The organism is Cobetia sp. PS-4MA, assembly GCF_057670765.1.
The window spans coordinates 3401612-3424660 of the sequence record NZ_CM173107.1 but is presented as its reverse complement, the minus strand read 5'-3'; the positions used below and the strand labels follow the sequence as shown (position 1 = coordinate 3424660).

The window sequence follows — 23049 nt, the reverse complement described above, 5'->3', positions numbered from 1 at the left end:
TTCTCACTGTTCTCTGAACAGCCGCTCTTTAACAATGTGAATCATGCTGACGATGGAATGTGCGCCAAGCACATCTCCATCAAACGATATGTCGGAGAGGTCCGACAGATTCGTAATCCTTGACAGACCCCTTGGGGTTATATGGTCAAGCGATTAAGCGCATACGGTGGATGCCTTGGCAGCCAGAGGCGATGAAGGACGTGATAGCCTGCGATAAGCGTTGGCGAGGTGGCAAATACCCTGCGACCCAACGATTTCCGAATGGGGAAACCCACTCACCATCAGGTGAGTATCTATAGGCCAATACATAACCTATAGAGGCAAACCCGGGGAACTGAAACATCTAAGTACCCGGAGGAAAAGAAATCAACCGAGATTCCCCAAGTAGCGGCGAGCGAACGGGGACCAGCCCTTAAGCGATACAACTGACAGACGAACAAGCTGGGAAGCTTGACGATACAGGGTGATAGTCCCGTAGTCGAAGTCTGAGTATCGTGAAATCGAGTAGGTCGGGGCACGAGAAACCTTGACTGAACATGGGGGGACCATCCTCCAAGGCTAAATACTCCTGGCTGACCGATAGTGAACCAGTACCGTGAGGGAAAGGCGAAAAGAACCCCGGCGAGGGGAGTGAAATAGATCCTGAAACCGTATGCGTACAAGCAGTGGGAGCACCTTCGTGGTGTGACCGCGTACCTTTTGTATAATGGGTCAGCGACTTATATTCTGTGGCGAGCTTAACCGTATAGGGGAGGCGTAGCGAAAGCGAGTCTTAACTGGGCGACCAGTCGCAGGGTATAGACCCGAAACCGGGCGATCTATCCATGGCCAGGGTGAAGATTGAGTAACATCAATTGGAGGCCCGAACCCAAGTATGTTGAAAAATGCTGGGATGAGCTGTGGATCGGAGTGAAAGGCTAATCAAGCCCGGAGATAGCTGGTTCTCCTCGAAAGCTATTTAGGTAGCGCCTCACGTATCACCGCTGGGGGTAGAGCACTGTTTCGGCTAGGGGGTCATCCCGACTTACCAACCCGAGGCAAACTCCGAATACCAGTGAGTGCAGCGTGGGAGACACACAGCGGGTGCTAACGTCCGTTGTGAAAAGGGAAACAACCCAGACCGTCAGCTAAGGTCCCAAAATCCTGATTAAGTGGGAAACGATGTGGGAAGGCTCAGACAGCTAGGAGGTTGGCTTAGAAGCAGCCATCCTTTAAAGAAAGCGTAATAGCTCACTAGTCGAGTCGGCCTGCGCGGAAGATATAACGGGGCTAAATCAGGTACCGAAGCTACGGGTTCATCCTTATGGATGAGCGGTAGAGGAGCGTCGTGTAAGCCAATGAAGGTGGATTGAGAAGTCTGCTGGAGGTATCACGAGTGCGAATGCTGACATGAGTAACGATAAGGGGAGTGAAAAACTCCCCCGCCGGAAGACCAAGGTTTTCTGTTCTACGTTAATCGGAGCAGAGTGAGTCGGCCCCTAAGGCGAGGCGGAAACGCGTAGTCGATGGGAAACGGGTTAATATTCCCGTACCGGATGTGGTTGCGATGGGGGGACGAAGAAGGCTAGGTGAGCCAGGCGTTGGTTGTCCTGGTGAAAGCATGTAGGCCGAGGAATCAGGCAAATCCGGTTCCTCTGAGGTCGAGATGCGAGACGAACTGACTACGGTCAGGAAGTCATCGATGCCACGCTTCCAGGAAAAGCCTCTAAGCTTCAGATCACATGCGACCGTACCCCAAACCGACACAGGTGGTCAGGTAGAGAATACCAAGGCGCTTGAGAGAACTCGGGTGAAGGAACTAGGCAAAATGGCACCGTAACTTCGGGAGAAGGTGCACCGGTTCGAGTGAAGGACTTGCTCCGTAAGCTCTTACCGGTCGAAGATACCAGGTGGCTGCAACTGTTTATTAAAAACACAGCACTCTGCAAACGCGCAAGCGGACGTATAGGGTGTGACGCCTGCCCGGTGCCGGAAGGTTAATTGATGGGGTTAGGATTCGTCCGAAGCTCTTGATCGAAGCCCCGGTAAACGGCGGCCGTAACTATAACGGTCCTAAGGTAGCGAAATTCCTTGTCGGGTAAGTTCCGACCTGCACGAATGGCGTAATGATGGCCACGCTGTCTCCACCCGAGACTCAGTGAAATTGAAATCGCAGTGAAGATGCTGTGTACCCGCGGCTAGACGGAAAGACCCCGTGAACCTTTACTATAGCTTTACACTGGATGCTGATGTTGTCTGTGTAGGATAGCTGGGAGGCTTTGAAACCACGTCGCCAGATGCGGTGGAGCCAACCTTGAAATACCAGCCTGACATCATTGGCGTTCTAACTCAGGTCCGTCATCCGGATCGAGGACAGTGTATGGTGGGTAGTTTGACTGGGGCGGTCTCCTCCTAAAGAGTAACGGAGGAGCACGAAGGTACCCTCAGCACGGTTGGAAATCGTGCATTGAGTGCAAGAGCATAAGGGTGCTTGACTGCGAGACAGACACGTCGAGCAGGTACGAAAGTAGGTTCTAGTGATCCGGTGGTTCTGTATGGAAGGGCCATCGCTCAACGGATAAAAGGTACTCCGGGGATAACAGGCTGATACCGCCCAAGAGTTCACATCGACGGCGGTGTTTGGCACCTCGATGTCGGCTCATCACATCCTGGGGCTGAAGTCGGTCCCAAGGGTATGGCTGTTCGCCATTTAAAGTGGTACGCGAGCTGGGTTTAGAACGTCGTGAGACAGTTCGGTCCCTATCTGCCGTGGGCGTCGGAAGTTTGAGAAGAGCTGCTCCTAGTACGAGAGGACCGGAGTGGACGAACCTCTGGTGTTCGGGTTGTCATGCCAATGGCATTGCCCGGTAGCTACGTTCGGACGGGATAACCGCTGAAAGCATCTAAGCGGGAAGCCCCCTTCAAGATGAGACTTCCCTGAGGCCTTGCGCCTCCTGAAGGGCCCTTGAAGACTACAAGGTTGATAGGCTGGGTGTGGAAGCACAGCAATGTGTTGAGCTAACCAGTACTAATTGCCCGTGAGGCTTGACCATATAACACCCAAGGGGTTTGCGCAGGCAAACCGCCGGGATTGCGACAGGATCGACGACATATCGGTCAGCATGATTCATATTGCGAGTCGCGAGGCCACAAGCCTCGAGACTCAGGCATCGCAAGATGCCACCGTTTCGCCTGACGACCATAGCGAGCGTGAACCACCCGATCCCATGCCGAACTCGGAAGTGAAACCGCTTAGCGCCGATGGTAGTGTGGAGTTTCTCCATGTGAGAGTAGGTCATCGTCAGGCACTTATACTGAACCGCCCCTGCAGCCCAGCTGCAGGGGCGGTTCTCTTTGTGCGTGAGAAAAGTCGTGCTCTCAGAAGGTTGTGCGAGAGAGGGCCATGGATAAGCGAAGCCCGCTGAAACATTGACTCAAGAAGCCGCTATCATTTCCGTGATAGCGGCTTCCTTGTTTATTGATCAGTACGGAGGGTGAAGTACGGCAGTACTCTGCTGATGATCAGTCTCATGGGCAGGCATTCCACGTTCTCGGGGGATATTCTTTCTACTGCAGAACATGATCGATGACTGCGATGTCATTGAATACCACGCACGGGACGACTCATGAACAAGCGCAAGGAGGCGGCATGTCGAGGTACTTTTCATTTATCCCATCAAGGTCATTGCTGGCAGGGTTGATGGTGCTCTTGATAGGTCTGACGGCTTCAGAGGTGGCATCTGCTGGTGAGCGTGAAGAGAAGATAAAACGTTGCCAGTTCATCAAGAACAAGATCGAATATTATACCGCCATGCGTCGTGGCGGTGGGTCTTCAGGCCAGATGCGTAGTTGGCAGTCTCAGCGCAATGACTACAAGCAGCGTTATCGGGACGAGAACTGTACGCGGGTCCGAACGGCACTGAAGTGATCTGCATCTCGTGGCAATGGCGGTGGTTGCAGCACGACCCCTTGGCTGCAAGTCAGAACAAACGATGCCCCTCAAGAGTGCTTCTCAAGAGGGGCATCGTCGTTCCATCGATCGTTCAGGAGCGTTGGCGCAGGCGCGTCAGCCCTTCCTGAGCGCTGGACGCGACCAATTCGCCATGGCGATTGTAGAGGCTGCCGCGCGAGAAGCTGCGAGCACCGCCTGCCCATGGGCTATCCATCTCGTACAGCAACCAGTCGTTGACGCGAACATCCTGGTGGAACCAGAGTGAGTGATCCAGGCTGGCCATCTGCAGCTCCGGGGAGCCGAAGCGGACACCGTGTCCTCCCAGCGCAGTGGCCAGCAGGTTGAAGTCGGAGCTGTAGGTCAGGAGATAACGGTGCAGAGCATCATCTTCCGGCAGCTCGCCTGAAAGACGGAACCAGAGGCGCTGACGAGGTGGCGCTGATGACGCGCCCTCGCTTGTCGTAGCCGGGGCCTTCATGCGCAGGAACTCGATGGGATGGCCCTCGTAACGTTCGATGCGTGCCCCCTGTTCGATCAACTGCTCAGGGGATTCGATATCGGGCATGGCGAGCTGATGCGTGAAGCCCTCTTCCTTGCCATGGAAGGAGGCGCTGCAGAAGAAGATGGTCTTGCCGTTCTGGATGGCGCTGATGCGTCGGGTCGTGAAGCTGCCGCCATCACGTACGCCATCGACCTGGTAGACGACTGGCTTGTGAGCATCCCCCGGGCGAAGAAAGTAGCCATGCAGCGAATGCACCTTCCGTTCCGAGGGGACGGTGCGTGTCGCGGCGGACAACGCTTGGCCAAGTACCTGCCCCCCGAACAGTTGTGGAAAGCCGAGGTCCTGGCTGTGGCCCCGGAAGAGATTCTCTTCCAGAGTTTCCAGCCCCAGCAAGGTGACGAGTGATTCAAGCGGTGTCGGTGAAGCGTCGGTCATCGTCCCATCCTTCAGGAAAAAGAGTCACGGCAAGCGGCTTTGATACGAGCAAATGAGCGGGTTGGCATTAGTCGGTATCATGTCACTTGCGCCAATGACATCAGGATACCGGAGAATGACGGTGAGCGACGAGAGCGTGAGGTCTGAGGCGGCGATGCCTCGCAAGGATCAGTACTACATGCACCGCGCCCTGGATCAGGCGCGGCTGGCATTGGAGGCTGGAGAGGTGCCAGTGGGAGCCGTCGTGGTGAACCCACAGGGGGAGATCATCGGGAGCGGGTTCAATGCCCCGGTGGGGACTCCGGATCCGACGGCACACGCCGAGATTCAGGCACTGCGTTCAGCAGCGGCCAGGCTTGGCAACTATCGGCTTGATGACTGCACGCTCTATGTCACCCTCGAGCCCTGCATGATGTGCAGTGGCGCCCTGATCCATGCCCGTGTGGCGCGCGTGGTATATGGTGCCGCTGAGCCGAAGACGGGGATGGTGGAGTCTCGGGCCAACCTCTTCGTGCAGCCGTGGCATAACCATCAGGTACAGATAGAAGGTGGGGTGCTGGCTGCCCAGGCGAAACGCCTGCTCAAGCAGTTCTTCGCCGAGCGGCGCGCTGCCGCGTTGCCAACCGATGCGTCACCCTGACTCGGCGCTTGCCATGACCCTGCGATGAAGCCGGTGCTTCAAGGGAGCATGAGGCTTCAGGCGGCGACCTGGACCTGATTGCGCCCACTGGACTTGGCGCGATACAGCGCCTCATCCGCCGCCTGAAGCAGTGCTTCCAGTCGCAGAGGTGCTCTGGCCACGCAGGCCATGCCAACCGAGACGGTGACGACACTGTCCGTGGCAGGCTGGGGGAGACCTGCCGCCTGTACGGCACGACGCAGCTCTTCCGCGAGCGTCCGGCCGACAGCACGAGGGCATTCGGGGATGCAGACGACGAATTCCTCGCCGCCGAAACGTGCCAGAATCCCTCCCGCTGCCTCGACAGGCGCTCGCGATACCGAGGCTATCTTCTGCAGATAGCGATCGCCCTCGAGGTGCCCCAGCTTGTCGTTGATCGATTTGAAGAAATCGATGTCCAGTATCATCACCGTCAGTGGCATCTGGCCATTGAAGGTCTGCACCTGCTCGAGGAAATAACGGCGATTGGGGAGCTGGGTCAGCTCATCATGACGTGCCAGCCATTGTATCTCGTTCTGCAGTCGCTCTCGGCGCGTCATCTCTTCCTTCAGGGCATCGTTGGCTTGCTTGACGATGCCATGCTCCTGGGAGACGCGGCGGTACATGTAGACCACCAGGAAGAGCAGATACGAGAGCATGATGCCGGTCAGGAGCGTGACTTCTGGCAGGCGGCCACGGCTTGCCGCGAGGTAATGCTGCGTCGGCTGCAAGCCCAGCGTCAGGTCCGTGGCGGGAAGTTCGATGGGGATTCGATGCCCCCAGGGAGCAAGACGGCTTTCCGGGCCTACATGAATGTAGACATTGCTGCGTTCTGACAACGTGATGGCAAAGGCATCATTGCGGGCGGCATCCAGTGCCTGGTCCAGCAGCGGTGCCAGATCTACCACCATGGCGATGGCGCCGAGGATGTCGCCATCACGCGGATTGCGCACAGGCAGGTAGGACACCATGCCCTTGCCGCCCTGCAGGAGATCGATGATGCCGGTGTGGCCTTCAATGCCCAGCTCCAGCGGATTGCGCAGGGGGGTATCTGGCTGGGCATCAAATAGCCTCACGCCCAGCAGATCATGGTTGCCGCCCTTGTCGGGGAATACCAGAGTCACCACGCTGTCGGGATCAATGAAGGCGATATTCTGGAAGTAATTGAAATCATTGTAATAATTTCGTGCCAGACGTTGCCATTCACCCCGTGAAGGTGTCTGCCCCATCAGGCTCCAGAAGCCGGCGAAGCGCCGCATGGCATTGAGTTGATCATCGATCTCGCGTGACAGCTGTGTCGCGATCTTGTCGCCCAGTACATAGGTCGCCTGGTTGATGCGGTTGTTCTCATCCTTTGTCTGCTGTTGCCACGCCAGAAGACAGACGAGCGTGATGGAGGCAGAGATGGCCAGGGGCAGCACGTTGCGTCGCCACATGCGAGTGAGCGCTGGCAGCAGATCCAGCCATTGTGCAGCCAGAAGCAATCCCAGGAAGGCAAGCAGCGTGGTTCGCTCCACCCCTACCAGTGGCATGCTGGCCACGGAGAGACTCGGGTCGGCGATGATGGCGAAGATCAGTATGAGAGTCGTCTGCGCCAGCTGTATCGTGGCGCCGAAGCCCAGGCGCATCCGCAAGAGAGAACAGCAGTTGAGCCCCAGGCATGCCAGCAGAATCAGAATCGGAGGGCGAATGTTGGCGACATGCCAGTCACCGGGCAGGGCGGTCAGCAACGCGCCCCAATGATCGACACCGACCCAGCTTTCCGGCAAGAGAAAGGTGCAGGTAAGCACCAGGTTGATGAGCAGGGACATGCCGAGAAACAGTGGACTGAGGAACAGGTTTCGCCAGTGCCACGCAGTCTGCCCTGCCGCCTGCAATGTCAGCATGATCAACAGCAGTGCATTGGCTTCGTGGCCGGCGCGAGGCCAGAGGCCCAGCAAGGCGACGCCGAAGGCAAGCAGGCCAAGCAACATCAAGATGAATCTGCGTGTCATTCCCTGTCCTTAGAAGCTCCTGATGCACCACGCCCCGTGCGCGCTTTTCTCGCCTGTCACGAGTCGCCGACAGGTTTCCCACTACCTTGTTCATGGATCACAGGATCGGGGGGACGGTATCGAAGGGATTGTTGTCCCCTTCATCATCGGTTATCTGGCGCTCATTCAGCTGATAGAACTGCTGCTGACTGCGGTAAACATAGTTGAGTATTTCATAATACCGCCGGATGTTGCGTACATAGATGACAGGCTCACCACCGCGGGCATAGCCATAACGTACCTGTTGATACCATTGGCGTTTCTGCAGCAGAGGCAATGCCTCGCGCACATCCTTCCAGTGATCGGGGTTGCCACCTTTCATGCGCACGATGCGCCTGGCATCCAGCAGGTGCCCGAGACCGACATTGTAGGCTGCCAATGTCATCCAGGTCCGGTCCGGCTCCTGAATCCCTTCGGGAAGACGTCCCTTTATACTCACAAGATAGCGTGACCCGCCATCGATACTCTGGACGGGGTCCAAACGATTGGCCACGTTCATCTCGCGGGCGGTGGCGTTGGTCAGCATCATCAGCCCACGTACCCCGGTAGGTGACGTCGCTTTCGGTTGCCAATGGGATTCCTGGTACCCCACCGCCGCCAGTAGTTTCCAATCGATGCCGGTATCGCGAGCGGCTTGCTTGAAGGTATCGATGTAGCGCGGGAGCCGCTCTCGTGCCTGGCGGATGAAGGTACGCGCGCCCACATATTCCAGATAGTCATCATGCCCGAAGTACTGGTCGACCAGCTGGTCCAGGGTGCCATCCTCGCTGCGTGTCTCGAGAAAATCGTTGGCAGCGCTCAGCAAGGAGATATCTCCCTGCGCCGGGAAGGCCCAGGCCAGAGTCAATGGGTCCCCCACGGTGAAGCCGTTCTCCACATTGGGGAAGAACAGCCGATTGAGCTTGAACTGGTGGGCGTAGACGACCGCCACGTCCAGGCTGTCTTCCTCGATGCGCTGCAGGAGGTCGGCCACCTCGAGTTCGCCGGTTTCCTTCCAGCTGAGCTCGGGAAGCTGCTGTTGAAGCTCATGCAGAATCAGGCTGGTACCGGCTCCCTTGATGACGCCGATCCGCTTGCCGACCAGATCTTCAAGCTCTCTGGGCGGTTGCATTCCGCGTCGATAGACCACCATCGCCTGCAGTTCGAGAATCGGTCGAGTGAAGCGCAGCCCCTGCTCTGACAGGTCAAGAGGGAGGGTGGCGGCAGCAAAATCGGCCTGATCATCACGCACGCTTCGGGTGAGGGATTCGATATTGTGTTCTGCATCCATCGACAGGCTGACGCCGAGGTAGTCGGCAAAGTCTCGCGCCAGCTCATACTCGAAACCGGTGGGGCCCTGACGGCCACGGTAGTAGGTGGTTGGGCTGTTGCGAGTCACCACCTGAAGGAAGTCGCGCGTGCGAACATCGTCAAGCCGGGAGGGCGGGGCGATCAGGGTCTTTTCCGGCAACAGCAGGGCCAGCGCCATCACCACGAGCGCAAGCCACCGGCGCGAATGGCGCAGCAGTGCTTGCAGGGGCGTGATGAGGGAGGAAAGCGAGGTCTTGAGCATGCGTCAGCATCATTCACGGCAGGGGTTTCACCATACCGACAGCGCTTCACACTGTCATCCAACGCATGTGACTGTCGGGCTTCGTTCACGGGCGGCTTTCACGTATGATATGCGCTTGCTGCCGCCGCTCGGCGGTTGTCCGTTCACGCTGCTTCAGAGGCTTTCCCTGACCATGCTCGAACTGCGAGGCGCGCCTGCCCTTTCCGCCTTCCGTCACTCCCGTCTACTGGCTGCATTGCGCGAGCTGGTGCCGGAGGTGGAATCCCTTCATGCCGAGTACCTGCATCTGGCCGAGGTCGATGGTGAACTGAGCAGTACCGACCGGACCACGCTCGAGCGTCTGCTGGACTACGGCCCCAGTCGCGACGAGAGCTCTCCCGAAGGTCATCTCTTCCTCGTCGTTCCCCGCCTCGGCACGCTGTCGCCCTGGTCTTCCAAGGCCACCGACATCGCTGCCAACTGTGGTCTCCCGCAAGTCCGCCGCCTCGAACGTGGCATCGCCTATCGCATCAAGCTCGACGCCCCTCTGAGCGAAGAACTCTTCGCCACGCTGTCTTCCCGCCTGCACGACCGCATGACCGAAACGGTGCTGACGCGTACTCAGGACGCGGCGCGCCTCTTCCAGCATCAGGCCCCGGCAAAGCTTGCCCATGTCGACATCCTCGGCGGTGGTCGTGACGCACTGGTGCAGGCCAATGGCTCTCTGGGCCTGGCACTGGCGGATGACGAGATCGATTATCTGGTCGAGTCCTTCAAGACTCTGGGCCGCAATCCTGCCGACATCGAACTGATGATGTTCGCCCAGGCGAACTCCGAGCATTGCCGCCACAAGATCTTCAATGCGGACTGGACCATCGACGGCGAAGCGCAGTCGCACTCGCTGTTCAAGATGATCAAGAACACCTACCAGCATCATCCGGATGGCGTGCTGTCCGCCTACAGTGACAATGCCGCCGTCATGGCAGGCCCGACCGCCGGGCGTTACTTCCCGACAGGCGAAGGCCACATCTATACCTATCATCAGGAACCGATCAACATCCTGATGAAGGTCGAGACTCACAACCACCCGACCGCCATCGCCCCCTATCCGGGCGCCGCGACCGGTGCCGGTGGCGAGATTCGTGATGAAGGCGCGACCGGTGTCGGCTCCAAGCCGAAAGCGGGTCTGACCGGCTTCAGCGTCTCCAACCTGCGTATCCCGGGCTTCGAACAGCCGTGGGAGCACGACTACGGCAAGCCGGAGCGCATCAAGACCGCCTACGACATCATGCTCGAAGGTCCGATCGGTGGCGCTGCCTTCAACAACGAATTCGGCCGCCCCAACCTCAACGGCTACTTCCGTACCTATGAGCAGGATGCCTTCGGCGCCGGTGGTATCGAGCGTCGCGGCTATCACAAGCCGATCATGCTGGCGGGCGGCTACGGCAACATCCGCAGCCAGCACGTCGAGAAGGGCGACATTCCGGTCGGCGCCAAGCTGATCGTGATGGGCGGTCCGGCGATGTTGATCGGTCTGGGTGGCGGTGCCGCCTCTTCCATGGCCTCCGGCAGCTCCAGCGAAGACCTCGACTTCGCCTCCGTGCAGCGTGACAACGCCGAGATGGAGCGTCGCGTGCAGGAAGTCATCGATCGCTGCTGGGCGCTGGATGACAAGAACCCGATCTGCTTCATCCACGATGTCGGCGCGGGCGGTCTGTCCAACGCACTGCCGGAGCTGGTCAAGGATGGCGGTCGCGGTGGTCTGTTCGACCTGCGCGCCGTGCCGAGCGCCGAATCCGGCATGAGTCCGCTGGAAATCTGGTGCAACGAATCCCAGGAGCGCTACGTGCTGGCGGTGGCGCCGGAGAATCTGGCCACCTTCGAAGCGCTGTGCGAGCGTGAGCGCTGCCTCTACGCTGTGGTCGGGGAAGCACTGGAAGAGCACGAGCTGATCGTCAAGGATGGTCACTTCGATACGCGTCCGGTCGACCTGCCGATGGACGTGCTGTTCGGCAAGCCGCCCAAGATGTCACGCAGCTTCGAACGTCAGGCGCTGGAACTGCCGGCACTGGCACTGGACAACCTCGACCCGCGTGAAGCGATGACCCGTGTGCTGCAGCTGCCCACCGTCGCCTCCAAGAAATTCCTGATCACCATCGGTGACCGCTCGATCACCGGCATGGTCGCGCGTGACCAGATGGTCGGTCCGTGGCAGGTGCCGGTGGCGGATTGCGCCGTCACCACCAGCTCCCTCGACAGCCACGTCGGTGAAGCGATGGCGATGGGCGAGCGCACGCCGGTCGCGCTGATCTCGCCGGCCGCCTCCGCGCGTCTGGCCGTAGCCGAGGTGATCACCAACCTCGCTGCCGCGCCGATCGCCAAGCTGTCTGACATCAAGCTCTCCGCCAACTGGATGAGCGCTGCCGATCACACCGGCGAGAATCAGGCGCTGTTTGATGCCGTCCACGCCGTCGGCATGGAACTGTGCCCGGCGCTGGATCTGACCATTCCGGTCGGCAAGGACTCCATGTCCATGCGTACCGCCTGGCAGGACGAGAACGGCGAAGACAAGTCGATCACCGCGCCGCTGTCGCTGGTGATGACAGGCTTCGCGCCGGTCACCGACGCCATGCGTACCCTCACGCCGCAGCTGCGTCGCACGCTGAATGGCGAGGCCGTGGAGACGGACCTGATCCTGATCGATCTCGGCCATGGCGCTCACCGTCTCGGTGGCTCCGCGCTGGCGCAGGTCTATGGACAGGTCGGCAATGACGCGCCGGATCTTGCCAAGCCGGAAGACCTCAAGCACTTCTTCGAGGCCATCCAGCGCTTCAATGTCGAAGGCAAGCTGCTGGCCTATCACGACCGCAGCGACGGTGGCCTGTTGACCACCCTGATGGAAATGTCCTTCGCGGGGCGTGTCGGTCTCGACATCTCCCTCGACTGGACCGCCGCCGAGCCGGGTCAGGCCACCGGCGCGCTGTTTGCGGAAGAGCTGGGTGCCGTGGTGCAGGTGCGTCGCGAGCACACCGAGTCCATTCTCGCCGAGCTCAAGGCCGTGGGTCTCGAGCACAGTGGCGTGATCGCCACGCCGCGTCATGATGAGCAGATCAACATCACGCTGCTGGGCCAGAACCTGCTCTCCACCACGCGTGCCAGTGCCGAGCGTCTGTGGGCCGAGACCAGCTATCGCATGCAGGCCGCGCGTGACAACGCCGATTGTGCCAAGAGCGAATTCGAGTCCATCAACGACGTGCGTGATCCGGGTCTCTCCGTCCAGGCCACCTTCGACGTCAACGAGGACATCGCGGCGCCGTACTTGAACACCGGTGCACGTCCGCGCATGGCGATCCTGCGTGAGCAGGGCGTCAATGGTCAGCTCGAGATGGCGGCAAGCTTCGACCGCGCCGGCTTCGAGGCGGTGGACGTCCACATGAGCGACATCCTTGAAGGGCGTGTCGATCTGGACACCATGCGGGGTCTGGTCGCCTGTGGCGGCTTCTCCTACGGTGACGTGCTGGGCGCCGGCGGCGGCTGGGCCAAGTCGGTGCTGTTCAATGCGCGTGCGCGTGAACAGTTCGAGCGCTTCTTCCAGCGTGACGACAGCTTCGCGCTGGGCGTCTGCAACGGTTGCCAGATGCTCTCCCAGCTCAAGGAGCTGATCCCGGGGGCCGAGGCCTGGCCGCGCTTCGTGCGCAACGAGTCCGAGCAGTTCGAGGCGCGTGTCGCGATGGTCGAGGTCGAGAAGAGTGCCTCGCTGTTCCTCGATGGCATGGAAGGCTCGCGCCTGCCGATCGCCATCGCGCATGGTGAAGGGCGTGCCGAGTTCCGCGACAGCGCTCACCTGCGCAAGATGCAGAGCAGCGGCCAGGTGGCGCTGCGCTACGTCGACAACTACGGCCAGACCACCACGCGTTATCCGGCCAACCCGAACGGCTCGCCGTCCGGTATCACCGGTCTCACCACCAACGACGGGCGCGTCACCATCATGATGCCGCACCCGGAGCGTGTGGCGCGCGCCGTCACCAACTCCTGGCGTCCGGATGACTGGGAGCAGGATGGCGCCTGGTTGCGCATGTTCCGCAATGCACGTCGTTGGGTCGATTGATCCCGCGAGAGTGCGCAATGCACAGGTGATGATTGCCTGACCGACGCCCCCATGGTGAACGCCATGGGGGCGTCTTGCGTTCTGACTGACGCGCGAGCCGATTGGCTGGCGGCATCTGGCTCCCTCAACGTGGCGTTCCACGTCGGGAGCTGGGTGTCGGACGCCGGGTGGCTTAAGGTGGGGGAATGCCTCGAGGTCTGGGGCACGAATCCCTGCCTGACACATTACAAGGATGTCGTGATGAAGCTGAAATGGTCGCTGTTGCCGCGTTATTCCGTCTTTCTGCTCTGTGTGCTGGGGGCTCTCGTCTGTCTGCTTCTGACGATGCAGACCCCCTGGGTGTGGCCGCTGGCCGTGATCTTTCTGCTGTTGGTCGCCGTCGGCATCAACGACATGCGGCAGTCGGATTATGCCGTGCGGCGCAACTACCCGGTGATCGGCAACATGCGCTATCTGTTCAAGGCGCTGCGCCCGGAGATGCGTCAGTACCTGTTCGAGTCGGATACCGACCAGCTACCGTTCTCCCACAAGCAACGTGAGCTGGTCTATGCCCGCGGACGCCAGCGCAATTCCTCGCAGCCCTTCGGTACCTTGCTGGATGTCTACTCCGACAGTTACGAATTCATCGGACACTCGATGCAGACCTCCGAAGTGCCTGACTTTCGTGACTTCCGTCTGACGATCGGCAATACGCAGTGTGCGCAGCCCTACAGTGCCTCGCTGTTCAACATCTCGGCGATGAGTTTCGGTTCGCTGAGTGGCAATGCCATCCGTGCGCTCAACAAGGGCGCGATGCTGGGAGGATTCGCGCACGATACCGGCGAGGGCAGCATCAGCCCCTACCATCGGGAATTCGCCGGCGATCTGATCTGGGAGCTGGGCAGTGGCTATTTCGGCTGCCGCACCGCGAAGGGGGACTTCGATGCCGAGAAGTTCGCCCGTCAGGCGGCCAGCGAGCAAGTGAAGATGATCGAGATAAAGCTGAGCCAGGGAGCCAAGCCGGGGCATGGCGGTGTGCTGCCAGCCAGCAAGATCAGCCGCGAGATCGCCGAGACGCGTGACATTCCGATGGGCGAGGACTGCATCTCGCCGGCCAGTCACAGTGCCTTCAGTACCCCTGTCGAGTTGCTGGAGTTCATCCAGCGGCTGAGAGAGCTGTCCGGTGGCAAGCCGGTCGGGTTCAAGATGTGTCTGGGCCAGCCCTGGGAGTTCATGGCCATCGTCAAGGCAATGCGCGAAACGGGAATCGTGCCGGACTTCATCGTGGTGGATGGCAGCGAGGGCGGCACCGGAGCCGCGCCGACGGAATTCACCGATCACCTCGGGACACCGCTGCGCGAAGGGCTGCTGTTCGTCCACAACACCCTGGTGGGCGCGGGGCTGCGTGATGACGTGCGCATCGGCGCCAGTGGCAAGATCATCAGTGCCTTCGATATCGCCTGCGTGCTGGCCTTGGGGGCGGATTGGGTCAATGCCGCGCGCGGTTACATGTTCGCCCTGGGCTGCATCCAGTCGCTGAGCTGTCATACCAACAAGTGCCCGACGGGCATCGCCACCCAGGATGATTTGCGACAGAAGTCGCTGGTAGTGGAAGACAAGGCCGAGCAGGTCCGGCACTTCCATCACAACACCCTGCATGCGCTGGCGGAAATCATCGCGGCCTCGGGGCTCTCGACCCCGTGGCAGATCACTCCAGACCATCTCGTGCATCGCGTGTCGGAGAATGAGGTGCGTCTGTTCTCGCACCTGCACCCCTTCCTGACGCCCGGCGCCTTGCTCAAGGAAGCGGACGATTTCCCCTTCTATCGCCGCGTGTGGGCGATGGCTCAGGCGGACAGCTTCCAGTCACGCTCGCTGGCAGACGTCTCGGGTGCCAAGCGCGAATAGACGTCATGCAAGAGGGTGCCTTGCGATGTCGATTGGCCGGGTGTGGCCCCTCTGCGACCAAACGACCGTTTCATGATGGCGTGCGGACAGCCACACTGGACCTCGAGATTGCGCTATCTGTCAGATGTCTCGCAGATACCTCATGTCGACATGGGCATTGGCTGCCCGTCGTGTCTCGTGAGCAATCGCTGACCGCCGTTTCATTCGCCGTTCGAGGGAGCCGCCATGAGTGATGCCGCAAAGTGCCCGTCCGCACGCCGCGTGACAGTGATGATCAATGAGCATGTCGCCGATGTGCGCCTCAATCGACCCGACAAGCACAATGGACTCGACTGGGCGATGATCGATGCCATCCTCGGTGCCCAGGCAGAGTTGCGGGCACGTGCCGAGGAGGGAGGGCTGCGAGCCATCGTGCTATCCGGAGAAGGCGCCAGTTTCTGCGCGGGGCTCGACATGGCCGCCATCATGGGAGAGGCATCGCGGGTGCCGCAGTTGCTCGTCGGGGGGGCCAATGGCTGCACGCCTGAGCGCAATACCGTTCAGCAGCTGGCACTGGGCTGGCGGGATGCCGGCGTACCGGTGATCGCGGCCCTGCAGGGCAATGTCTTCGGGGGCGGGCTGCAGATCGCGCTGGGAGCGGATGTCCGGCTGTGTGATCCGGATGCGCGCCTGGCGGTGCTCGAGATCGACTGGGGCATCATTCCTGACATGGGCATCAGCGTCACGGCACGTGGAGTGCGGCCTGACTGGTTGCATGAACTGAGCTGGAGCGGCCGCAAGGTTGCCGCCCGCGAGGCCCAGGAAGCCGGGCTCGTGACGCGCCTGGTCTCCAGTCCGCGGGAAGAGGCACTGGCGCTCGCGCGGGAGATCGCGACACGTTCTCCCAGGGCGATTCGCTGCATCACCCGGCTGTATGCCGAGGCGCTGGCGGCACCGGAGGGCGAGGCACTTGCCCTGGAGGCCAGGCTGCAATCCGGCTTGCTCGGCCAGCCGGAGCACATGGAATGTGTTGGCGCCAGGCTTGAAGGCCGCACGCCGCGCTTCTGAGCGCACCTGACTTTCATTCGGGTTATCCACACCCGGTCGCTTTACCGCCGGGGGGCGGGATCAGGATAATGGGTCTTCTGCAGGTGGGTGGCTGCCTCATCCCTCATGGGCAGCCATTGCCCCTCAACCTGTGCCCCTTTTCCGTGACCCGGCGAGCTCTCATGTCTGCACCACTCTTTCTGATCATGCCGCTGCCCATGGCCGGCCCACGTGTCCTTGCAGGGAACAGCCGGCATGTTTGAGCTACGTCCCTATCAGCAGGAAGCCGTCCGGCGCACCGTGGAGCATTTCCGCAAGAGTGACGAGGCGGCGGTGGTCGTGCTACCCACCGGTAGCGGCAAGTCACTGGTGATCGCGGAGCTTGCGCGTATCGCGCGCGGGCGCGTGCTGGTGCTGGCGCATGTGCGCGAGCTGGTCGAGCAGAATCACGCCAAGTACGAATCCTATGGCAAGGAGGCCGACATCTTCAGTGCCGGCCTCAAGCGCAAGCAGGCCGCGCGTCAGGTGGTGTTCGGCTCGGTGCAGTCGGTGGTACGCAATCTCGCGGCCTTCACGCCGGGTGAGCAGACAGGTGCGTTCACGCTACTGGTGATCGACGAGTGTCACCGGGTCTCGCTGGAGAAGGACGCCAGCTATCGCAAGGTCATCCATCATCTGCGTGAGCAAAATCCACGCCTCAAGGTGCTGGGACTGACGGCGACGCCGTATCGCCTCGGGCAGGGCTTCATCTTCCATCGTCATTATCACGGCATGGTGCGCGGTGATGACGACTGCTTCTTCCGTGACTGCGTGTTCGAGCAACCGTTGCGCCTGATGGTGCGCCAGGGCTTTCTGAGCGAGCCGCGGCGTGTCGATGTCGCCGTGGCGCGCTATGACTTCTCGCAGCTGGCACCGGGGATCGGCGGCAGCTTCCAGGAAGCCGAGCTCAACGAGGTGGTGCAGGGCTCACGCGCGACGCCAGGCATCGTGCTGGATATCGTCGCCCAGGCACGCGAGCGGCGTGGGGTGATGGTGTTCTGCTCCACCGTCGAGCATGCCGAGGAGGTCACGGGGCTCCTGCCCGAGGGTGAGGCGGCGTTGATCACCGGTGAGACGCCCGGCGATGAGCGCGAGCGCCTGATCCATGCCTTCAAGGCGCAGCAGCTCAAGTATCTGGTCAACGTGGCGGTGCTCACCACCGGCTTCGATGCCCCGCACGTGGACCTGATCGCCATCCTGCGGCCCACCGAGTCCGTCAGTCTCTATCAGCAGATCGTCGGGCGTGGGCTGCGCCTGAGTCCCGGCAAGACGGACTGCCTGATTCTCGATTACGCCGGCAATCCCTGGGATCTCTACGCGCCGGAAGTCGCCACACCCAAACCGGCAGGGGATACCGAGATCGTGCAGGTCGAGTGTCCCGTGTGCGGCAATGCCAATCTGTTCTGGGGGCGCAAGGATGGGGAGCTGGTGGTGGAGCACTTCGGGCGGCGCTGTCAGGGGCTGGTGGAGTCGCCCGACGGCGAGGGCAAGCCGCTGGTGCAGTGTGATTTCCGCTATCGCGCCAAGGCCTGTCCGCAGTGTGGCGAGGCCAATGACATCGCCGCGCGCCATTGTCACGCCTGTCAGGCGCGGCTGGTGGACCCGGATGACAAGCTGCGCGATGCGCTCAAGCTGCGTGATGCACGGGTGCTGCGCGTCAGCGGCTGGCAGCTGGAGGAGACGCGCAACGGGCGGGGACTGCCGCGTCTGAAAGTGACCTATTACGACGAGGATGGCACCGATCTGTCAGAGTGGTTCGCGCTCGAGACGTCCGCTCAGCGCCATGCCTTTCGCCTGAGTTTTCTCGCCCGGCACCTGCGGGCGCCGGGCAGTGACTGGGCGCCGAAGGACATCGCCGAGGTATTGGCCGGTGAGGAGCGCCTCAAGGCCCCTGACTTCGTCATCGGGCGCAAGAGCGGCCGCTACTGGCAGATTCGTGACAAGCTGTTCGATTACGCCGGGCGCTATCGCACCGGCATCGCGGCGGGGTGAGTCGTCTGCGTGACGCAGAGCATGACGCCTCCCGTACGAGACACGACGTCACGGGGATGCTGATCGGGGGCCGGGATTGTTAGACTGGCCGCTTCATACGTTTCAGGGAGAACTCACAAGGTGAGTGCCACCGATACCTCGGCCAGGCTGGTGTCCGGCTTACGCCCCAGCGGACACCTGACGCTCGGACACTATCATGCCGTGATCCGACGCTGGACCGAGCTGCAGTACCACCACGATGCCTATTTTCTGATCGCCGACTGGAACGCGCTGGCGGTCAGTGGGCATGCGCCCCATGAAATCGAGCAGTACAGCTGGGCCATGGTCATCGATTGCCTTGCCTGTGGGATCAATCCCAAGGTCGCCACCCTGTTCATCCAGTCGTGGGTGCCGGAGCTGACCGACGTGCACATGATCCTGTCCAGCGTGACGCCCAAGGCATGGCTGGAGCGTCTGCCCAGCTATCGTGAGATGGTGGCGGGACTCGGTGAGCAGCAGGGGGCCAGTTTCGCGATGCTGGGTGCCCCTCTGATGCAGGCGGCCGACATCCTGGCGCTGCGGGGCGAGGTCGTGCCCGCCGGACCGGAACAGCGCGCGCACATCGAGTTCACCCGCGAGGTGGCGAGGCGCTTCAACCATCGTTATGGACGCGACGCCGGCTTCGAGGAGCAGGCGGAGCGGGCCATCGCGCGACTCGGCAAGAAGAGTGGTCGCCTGTATCGCGAATGGCTGAGTGACTATCAGGAAGAGGGGGATCTCGAGGCCTTCGAGCGCGCGCGTGGACTGCTGGCCGAGACCAGCAAGCTCAACCGCAATCAGCAGGAGCGCCTGCTCGGCTATCTGGAAGGCGGCGGGCGTCGCATCCTCGGTGAGCCGGAACACTGGCAGGGGGACAGCCAGCCGCTGCTGGGCATGGAACTCAAGACCCGGCTATCGTCGCATGAGGAGGCCATCTTCCTGCGCAGTGGGCGTGCCGAGATAGACGCCAGCGTGCGCGAGATGCCCACCGACCCCGCGCGGGTGCGGCGCAGTGATCCGGGCGACCCTGAACGTTGCCCGCTGTGGAGTCTGCATGAAAGCTTCACTCCCGAAGCGGACCGCAAGTGGGCGGCCGCAGGCTGTCGTGAGGCCAGTATCGGCTGCCTGGACTGCAAGGGCTGTCTGGTCGAGCATATCGATGCCACCCTGACGCCGATCCGCGATCGCGCCGAGGCGCTGGAAGGCGAGCATGGCAAGGTGCGTACCATGATGACCGAGGGTGCCGAGCGTGCCCGGGACACCGTTCGCGATACTCTGGATGAGCTGCGACGCGTGATCGGCCTCACCTATCGCTGATCGGCCTTGCGCAGGGCGTCGCGAATCCGGCAGGTCCCCGCGCCACCATGACCTTCGATCCCATCGCGACTCTCGGTACCATCATGACTCTCGGTACCATCATGCTCTCGGTACCATCATGACTTGGGGGATGGGCCCTGAACGGCTAGAATGCCCGTCCCCCGGTCGCCGTGCGGCTCGATGGTGCCTCCGACGACCTGGAGCATCCTCCGCCCTGGTTCTCCCGACTTCAGCCTCCTGCAGGAGACTTCATGAGCGACCTGCTCGATGGCGCCAGCTTTTCCCTGACCGATGGGCATCAGCCCGCACCGCTGATCACCGCACCTGCAGCGGGATCGGCCGTGCTGGCGCGCGTCAACGACACGCCGCTCACCGAGATGCCGCAGGATCTCTACATCCCGCCTGAGGCACTGCGGGTCTTTCTCGAGACCTTCGAGGGGCCGCTGGATCTGCTGCTGTATCTCATCCGTCGTCAGAACCTCGACATCCTCGCCATCAACGTCGCGGCCATCACGCATCAGTACATCGAGTACGTCGAGCTGATGCACGCCATGCAGATCGACCTTGCCGGGGAATATCTGCTGATGGCCGCCATGCTGGCGGAGATCAAGTCGCGCAGCCTGCTGCCGCGCCAGCCGAAGGAGAGTGATGATGACGAGGAAGAGGACCCGCGCGCCGAGCTGATCCGGCGTCTGCAGGAGTACGAGCAGACCAAGCTGGCCGCCGAAGGGCTGGACGAGATGCCACGCCAGGGGCGTGACTGGTTCGTCGCCACGGCGGAGCTGCCGGAGCTGGAGACGCGTGTCGTCCACCCTGAAGTGGACCTCTCGGAGCTGCTCGGCGCGCTGTCCGGTCTCCTGCGTCAGGCGGATCTCGTCCAGGCGCACACCATCTCGCGTGAGGTGATGTCGACCCGTGAGCGCATGCTGGCGATCATGAATCTGCTGAGCCACGAGCACTTCACGCCCTTCGAGAGACTGTTCACCCTCGAAGAGGGGCGTGCCGGCGTGGTGGTCAGCTTCATGGCGATCCTGGAGCTGGCCAAGGAGGCGCTGATCGAGGTCGTGCAGAATGCGCCGCTGTCGCCCATTCACGTGCGTGCTCGTACGCCGGAGCCTGACAGCGAGGACGACGAGGACTGGCTGGCACTGGAATTCGCCGACGAAGACGAGGTGGCGGCCGACCAGGGGGCGTTCGATGATGCGCAGACGTCACCTTCCTTCCCCCCATCCGACGAGCAGGAGAACGCGCCGTCATGAGTTCGCGCGATGCCCCCCTCGACCAGATCATCGAAGCGGCGCTGCTGGCTGCCGGTGAACCGCTGACGCTGGAGCGTCTGGCGGGATTGTTCGATGAATATTCAAGCCCCACCAAGCCTGCGCTGCGTGAGGCACTGGGCCGGCTGGGAGAGCGCCATCCGGCCGACGCCAGTGCGTTGGAGCTGATCGAGACCGCCAGTGGCTGGCGGCTGCGTGTTCGCCAGCAGTTCTCTCCCTGGGTGTCACGGCTGTGGGAAGAACGCCCGCAGCGCTATTCTCGCGCTCTGCTGGAGACGCTGGCGCTGGTGGCCTATCGTCAACCGGTGACCCGTGGTGATATCGAGCAGGTGCGTGGCGTGACGGTCAGCTCTTCCATCATGCGTACCCTGGTCGAGCGCGGCTGGGTGCGGGTGGTCGGGCACCGTGACGTGCCGGGGCGGCCGGCGGTCTTCGCCACCACGCGCCAGTTTCTTGACGACTTCGGGCTCAAGACATTGGAAGAGCTGCCGCCGGTGCATGAACTGAAAGGCTTCGAAGGACTCGAACAGCTGGAAGCGGAGCTGTATGATGTGCCGCCCTCACAGACCTTGCCGCTGCCGGAAGACCCGGATGGCGAGGGCGACGGGGAGGCATCGGCCGATGATGCGCCGGATTCCGCTCCGTCAGGTCCTGATGCGGCAGCCGCTGATGCGCCGTCAGCCGAGACTTCCTCGGACACGACTTCCTTGAGCGAGACTTTCTCGGACAAGACATCGTCAGAGACGAGGGGGGCTCAGGTGCCCGCCGACTGGCAGCCGCCGGAGATCACCGCCGAGCAGCTGGAGGAGGCGCTGAAGGCGCGCGCGCTCGATGTCGCGGATGATTCACCGAATACCGCAGGACCCTCCGCCTCACAGGCGGAACATGATCACGCCGGGATGGCGTCCACCGGCTCGGGGTTCGACTTCGCCACGATCGAAGCGCGCCTCAGCCAACGTTTGCGCGGTGCAGAAGATGAGGACGGGGCTGGCGTTACGCCACCCAATGACTCCTCCGCTGCCGGGACCGTCGATGATGACGACCCTGCGTAAGCGAAATTCCTATTGATGAAATGGTTCATGTCATGAGCAAGACAGACACTGATAAGCGCAAGGCATCACGCCAGAACGACGGCAAGTCGACCACTGGCAAGGCCTTCGCGGGCGGCAAGGCGACGGACAGCAAGGCGGCTGGCAAGCACGCTGCCAGCAAGGACGGCGCACAGCCGCGTCGCGACATGGGCAAGTCCACCCGTGGCAGCAAGGCCAATGTCGGCAAGAAGCCGGCCGCCGCCGAAGCCCCGGAATTGCGTCCGCTGCCGCCGCAGGCCAAGGGCGACAAGCTGGCCGACGACGAGAAGCTGCAGAAGGTGCTGGCGCGCTCCGGTCTCGGCTCACGCCGTGAGATGGAAGTCGCGATCAGCGCTGGCCGCGTCAAGGTCAACGGCAAGGTCGCCCAGCTGGGAGACCGCGTCGGCCCCAACGACCAGGTCAGCCTCGATGATCGCCCGCAGAACCTCAAGGGCGCCGAGGAAAGTGCGCGCCGCGTCATCATGTACAACAAGCCGGAAGGCGAGCTGTGCACGCGCAAGGACCCGGAAGGCCGTCGTACCGTCTTCGAGCGTCTGCCGCGCCTGAAAGGTGAGCGCTGGATCGCCATCGGTCGTCTGGACATCAACACCAGCGGCCTGTTGCTGTTCACCACCGATGGTGAGCTGGCCAACCGTCTGATGCACCCGTCGACCCAGATCGAGCGTGAATACGCCGTGCGTGTCATGGGTGAGGTCAAGCGCGAGCACGTCGTCAACATGGTCAATGGCGTCATGCTGGAAGATGGCCCGGCGCGCTTCACCGACGTGCAGGAATTCGGCGGCGAAGGCATCAACAGCTGGTTCCACGTGGTGATCATGGAAGGCCGCAACCGTGAGGTTCGTCGTCTGTGGGACTCCCAGGGGCTGACCGTCAGCCGCCTGAAGCGCGTGCGCTACGGCAACATCTTCCTCGACAAGCGCGCTCGCGCCGGCGAGTGGGTGGAGATGGAGCAGAGCGAGATCGATGAACTGTCCACGCTGGCAGGTCTCGAGCACCGCAAGGCGCCGGCCCTGACGCCGGATGAGCAGAACCGCTGGAGCCGCGACAAGCAGAAGCGTCGTCCAGTGCGCGCCATGAAGAAGCCGCCGCAGCGCACACGCAAGCCGCGCTGAGGCTCTGCGGAGATCGCGTGCCTTGCGCTCGCCATCTCCGGCTGGCCTTCCGTGGGCCTGACGTGCATGTCAGCCTCGACATGCCGTCGGCA

13 protein-coding genes and 2 rRNA genes are annotated in these 23049 nt (G+C 61.7%); 12 read left to right on the top strand and 3 right to left on the bottom strand.

All coding sequences use genetic code 11. The annotated features are described in order from the left end of the window. The first annotated feature begins 143 nt into the window (after positions 1–143). From AC26AR_RS14390 to AC26AR_RS14380, 3 genes are all read left to right on the top strand, one after another. Positions 144–3032 (top strand): 23S ribosomal RNA (locus AC26AR_RS14390). 138 nt (positions 3033–3170) lie between these two features. Further along, positions 3171–3286, top strand: a 5S ribosomal RNA gene (gene rrf, locus AC26AR_RS14385). 288 nt (positions 3287–3574) lie between these two features. After that, positions 3575–3907: a hypothetical protein gene (locus AC26AR_RS14380; protein ID WP_488107247.1), complete on the top strand. Its 333-nt coding sequence runs from the start codon at positions 3575–3577 to the stop codon at positions 3905–3907. A gap of 115 nt (positions 3908–4022) precedes the next feature. Here the strand turns inward: AC26AR_RS14380 and AC26AR_RS14375 are convergent, their stop codons facing one another. Continuing rightward, positions 4023–4868: an acyl-CoA thioesterase gene (locus tag AC26AR_RS14375; RefSeq protein WP_077380196.1), complete on the bottom strand. Its 846-nt coding sequence runs from the start codon at positions 4866–4868 to the stop codon at positions 4023–4025. A gap of 154 nt (positions 4869–5022) precedes the next feature. Between AC26AR_RS14375 and tadA the strand changes: the two genes are divergently transcribed. Then, positions 5023–5508 carry a tRNA adenosine(34) deaminase TadA gene (tadA, locus tag AC26AR_RS14370; RefSeq protein ID WP_083730713.1) on the top strand — a complete coding sequence of 162 codons (486 nt, stop codon included), beginning with the start codon at positions 5023–5025 and terminating at the stop codon, positions 5506–5508. Between the two features lie 56 nt (positions 5509–5564). Here the strand turns inward: tadA and AC26AR_RS14365 are convergent, their stop codons facing one another. Together AC26AR_RS14365 and mltF are read right to left on the bottom strand one after the other, a co-directional pair. Next, positions 5565–7520 (bottom strand): GGDEF domain-containing protein, encoded by a 1956-nt coding sequence (locus tag AC26AR_RS14365; protein ID WP_077380192.1) that lies wholly within the window; start codon positions 7518–7520, stop codon positions 5565–5567. A 97-nt stretch (positions 7521–7617) separates the two neighbouring features. Next, positions 7618–9111 (bottom strand): membrane-bound lytic murein transglycosylase MltF, encoded by a 1494-nt coding sequence (gene mltF / locus AC26AR_RS14360; protein WP_077380190.1) that lies wholly within the window; start codon positions 9109–9111, stop codon positions 7618–7620. A 172-nt stretch (positions 9112–9283) separates the two neighbouring features. Here mltF and purL point away from each other — a divergent pair, with 172 nt between their 5' ends. The 8 genes from purL to rluB all read left to right on the top strand — a co-directional run bounded on the left by purL (position 9284) and on the right by rluB (position 22957). Next, a complete protein-coding gene (gene purL / locus AC26AR_RS14355) occupies positions 9284–13198 on the top strand; it encodes a phosphoribosylformylglycinamidine synthase (protein ID WP_077380230.1) in 3915 nt (1304 codons plus the stop codon). A gap of 240 nt (positions 13199–13438) precedes the next feature. Continuing rightward, the gene (locus AC26AR_RS14350) at positions 13439–15085 is read left to right on the top strand and encodes an FMN-binding glutamate synthase family protein (RefSeq protein WP_084207877.1); all 1647 of its coding nucleotides are present in this window, start codon (positions 13439–13441) and stop codon (positions 15083–15085) included. Between the two features lie 225 nt (positions 15086–15310). After that, positions 15311–16132 (top strand): crotonase/enoyl-CoA hydratase family protein, encoded by an 822-nt coding sequence (locus AC26AR_RS14345; RefSeq protein WP_488107246.1) that lies wholly within the window; start codon positions 15311–15313, stop codon positions 16130–16132. Between the two features lie 234 nt (positions 16133–16366). After that, complete coding sequence (radD, locus tag AC26AR_RS14340) at positions 16367–18142, top strand: DNA repair helicase RadD (RefSeq protein WP_176494294.1); 1776 nt, start codon at positions 16367–16369, stop codon at positions 18140–18142. 120 nt (positions 18143–18262) lie between these two features. Continuing rightward, a complete protein-coding gene (locus AC26AR_RS14335) occupies positions 18263–19477 on the top strand; it encodes a nucleotidyl transferase family protein (RefSeq protein WP_169477286.1) in 1215 nt (404 codons plus the stop codon). Between the two features lie 251 nt (positions 19478–19728). Continuing rightward, positions 19729–20736 carry a segregation and condensation protein A gene (locus AC26AR_RS14330; RefSeq protein ID WP_404983216.1) on the top strand — a complete coding sequence of 336 codons (1008 nt, stop codon included), beginning with the start codon at positions 19729–19731 and terminating at the stop codon, positions 20734–20736. Continuing rightward, the gene (gene scpB, locus AC26AR_RS14325; RefSeq protein WP_488107245.1) at positions 20733–21806 is read left to right on the top strand and encodes an SMC-Scp complex subunit ScpB; all 1074 of its coding nucleotides are present in this window, start codon (positions 20733–20735) and stop codon (positions 21804–21806) included. Before AC26AR_RS14330 ends, scpB begins: the two co-directional genes overlap by 4 nt. A gap of 290 nt (positions 21807–22096) precedes the next feature. Further along, a complete protein-coding gene (rluB, locus tag AC26AR_RS14320) occupies positions 22097–22957 on the top strand; it encodes a 23S rRNA pseudouridine(2605) synthase RluB (protein WP_240499734.1) in 861 nt (286 codons plus the stop codon). Positions 22958–23049: the final 92 nt, after the last annotated feature.

What these genes read in the sequence shown, in the direction of transcription:
- scpB (WP_488107245.1), top strand. Translation starts at nt 20,733, where the DNA reads ATGAGTTCGCGCGATGCCCCCCTCGACCAGATCATCGAAGCGGCGCTG.
- AC26AR_RS14375 (WP_077380196.1), bottom strand. Translation starts at nt 4,868, where the DNA reads ATGACCGACGCTTCACCGACACCGCTTGAATCACTCGTCACCTTGCTG.
- AC26AR_RS14345 (WP_488107246.1), top strand. Translation starts at nt 15,311, where the DNA reads ATGAGTGATGCCGCAAAGTGCCCGTCCGCACGCCGCGTGACAGTGATG.
- AC26AR_RS14365 (WP_077380192.1), bottom strand. Translation starts at nt 7,520, where the DNA reads ATGACACGCAGATTCATCTTGATGTTGCTTGGCCTGCTTGCCTTCGGC.
- AC26AR_RS14380 (WP_488107247.1), top strand. Translation starts at nt 3,575, where the DNA reads ATGTCATTGAATACCACGCACGGGACGACTCATGAACAAGCGCAAGGA.
- purL (WP_077380230.1), top strand. Translation starts at nt 9,284, where the DNA reads ATGCTCGAACTGCGAGGCGCGCCTGCCCTTTCCGCCTTCCGTCACTCC.
- mltF (WP_077380190.1), bottom strand. Translation starts at nt 9,111, where the DNA reads ATGCTCAAGACCTCGCTTTCCTCCCTCATCACGCCCCTGCAAGCACTG.
- AC26AR_RS14350 (WP_084207877.1), top strand. Translation starts at nt 13,439, where the DNA reads ATGAAGCTGAAATGGTCGCTGTTGCCGCGTTATTCCGTCTTTCTGCTC.
- radD (WP_176494294.1), top strand. Translation starts at nt 16,367, where the DNA reads ATGTTTGAGCTACGTCCCTATCAGCAGGAAGCCGTCCGGCGCACCGTG.
- tadA (WP_083730713.1), top strand. Translation starts at nt 5,023, where the DNA reads ATGCCTCGCAAGGATCAGTACTACATGCACCGCGCCCTGGATCAGGCG.
- AC26AR_RS14330 (WP_404983216.1), top strand. Translation starts at nt 19,729, where the DNA reads ATGAGCGACCTGCTCGATGGCGCCAGCTTTTCCCTGACCGATGGGCAT.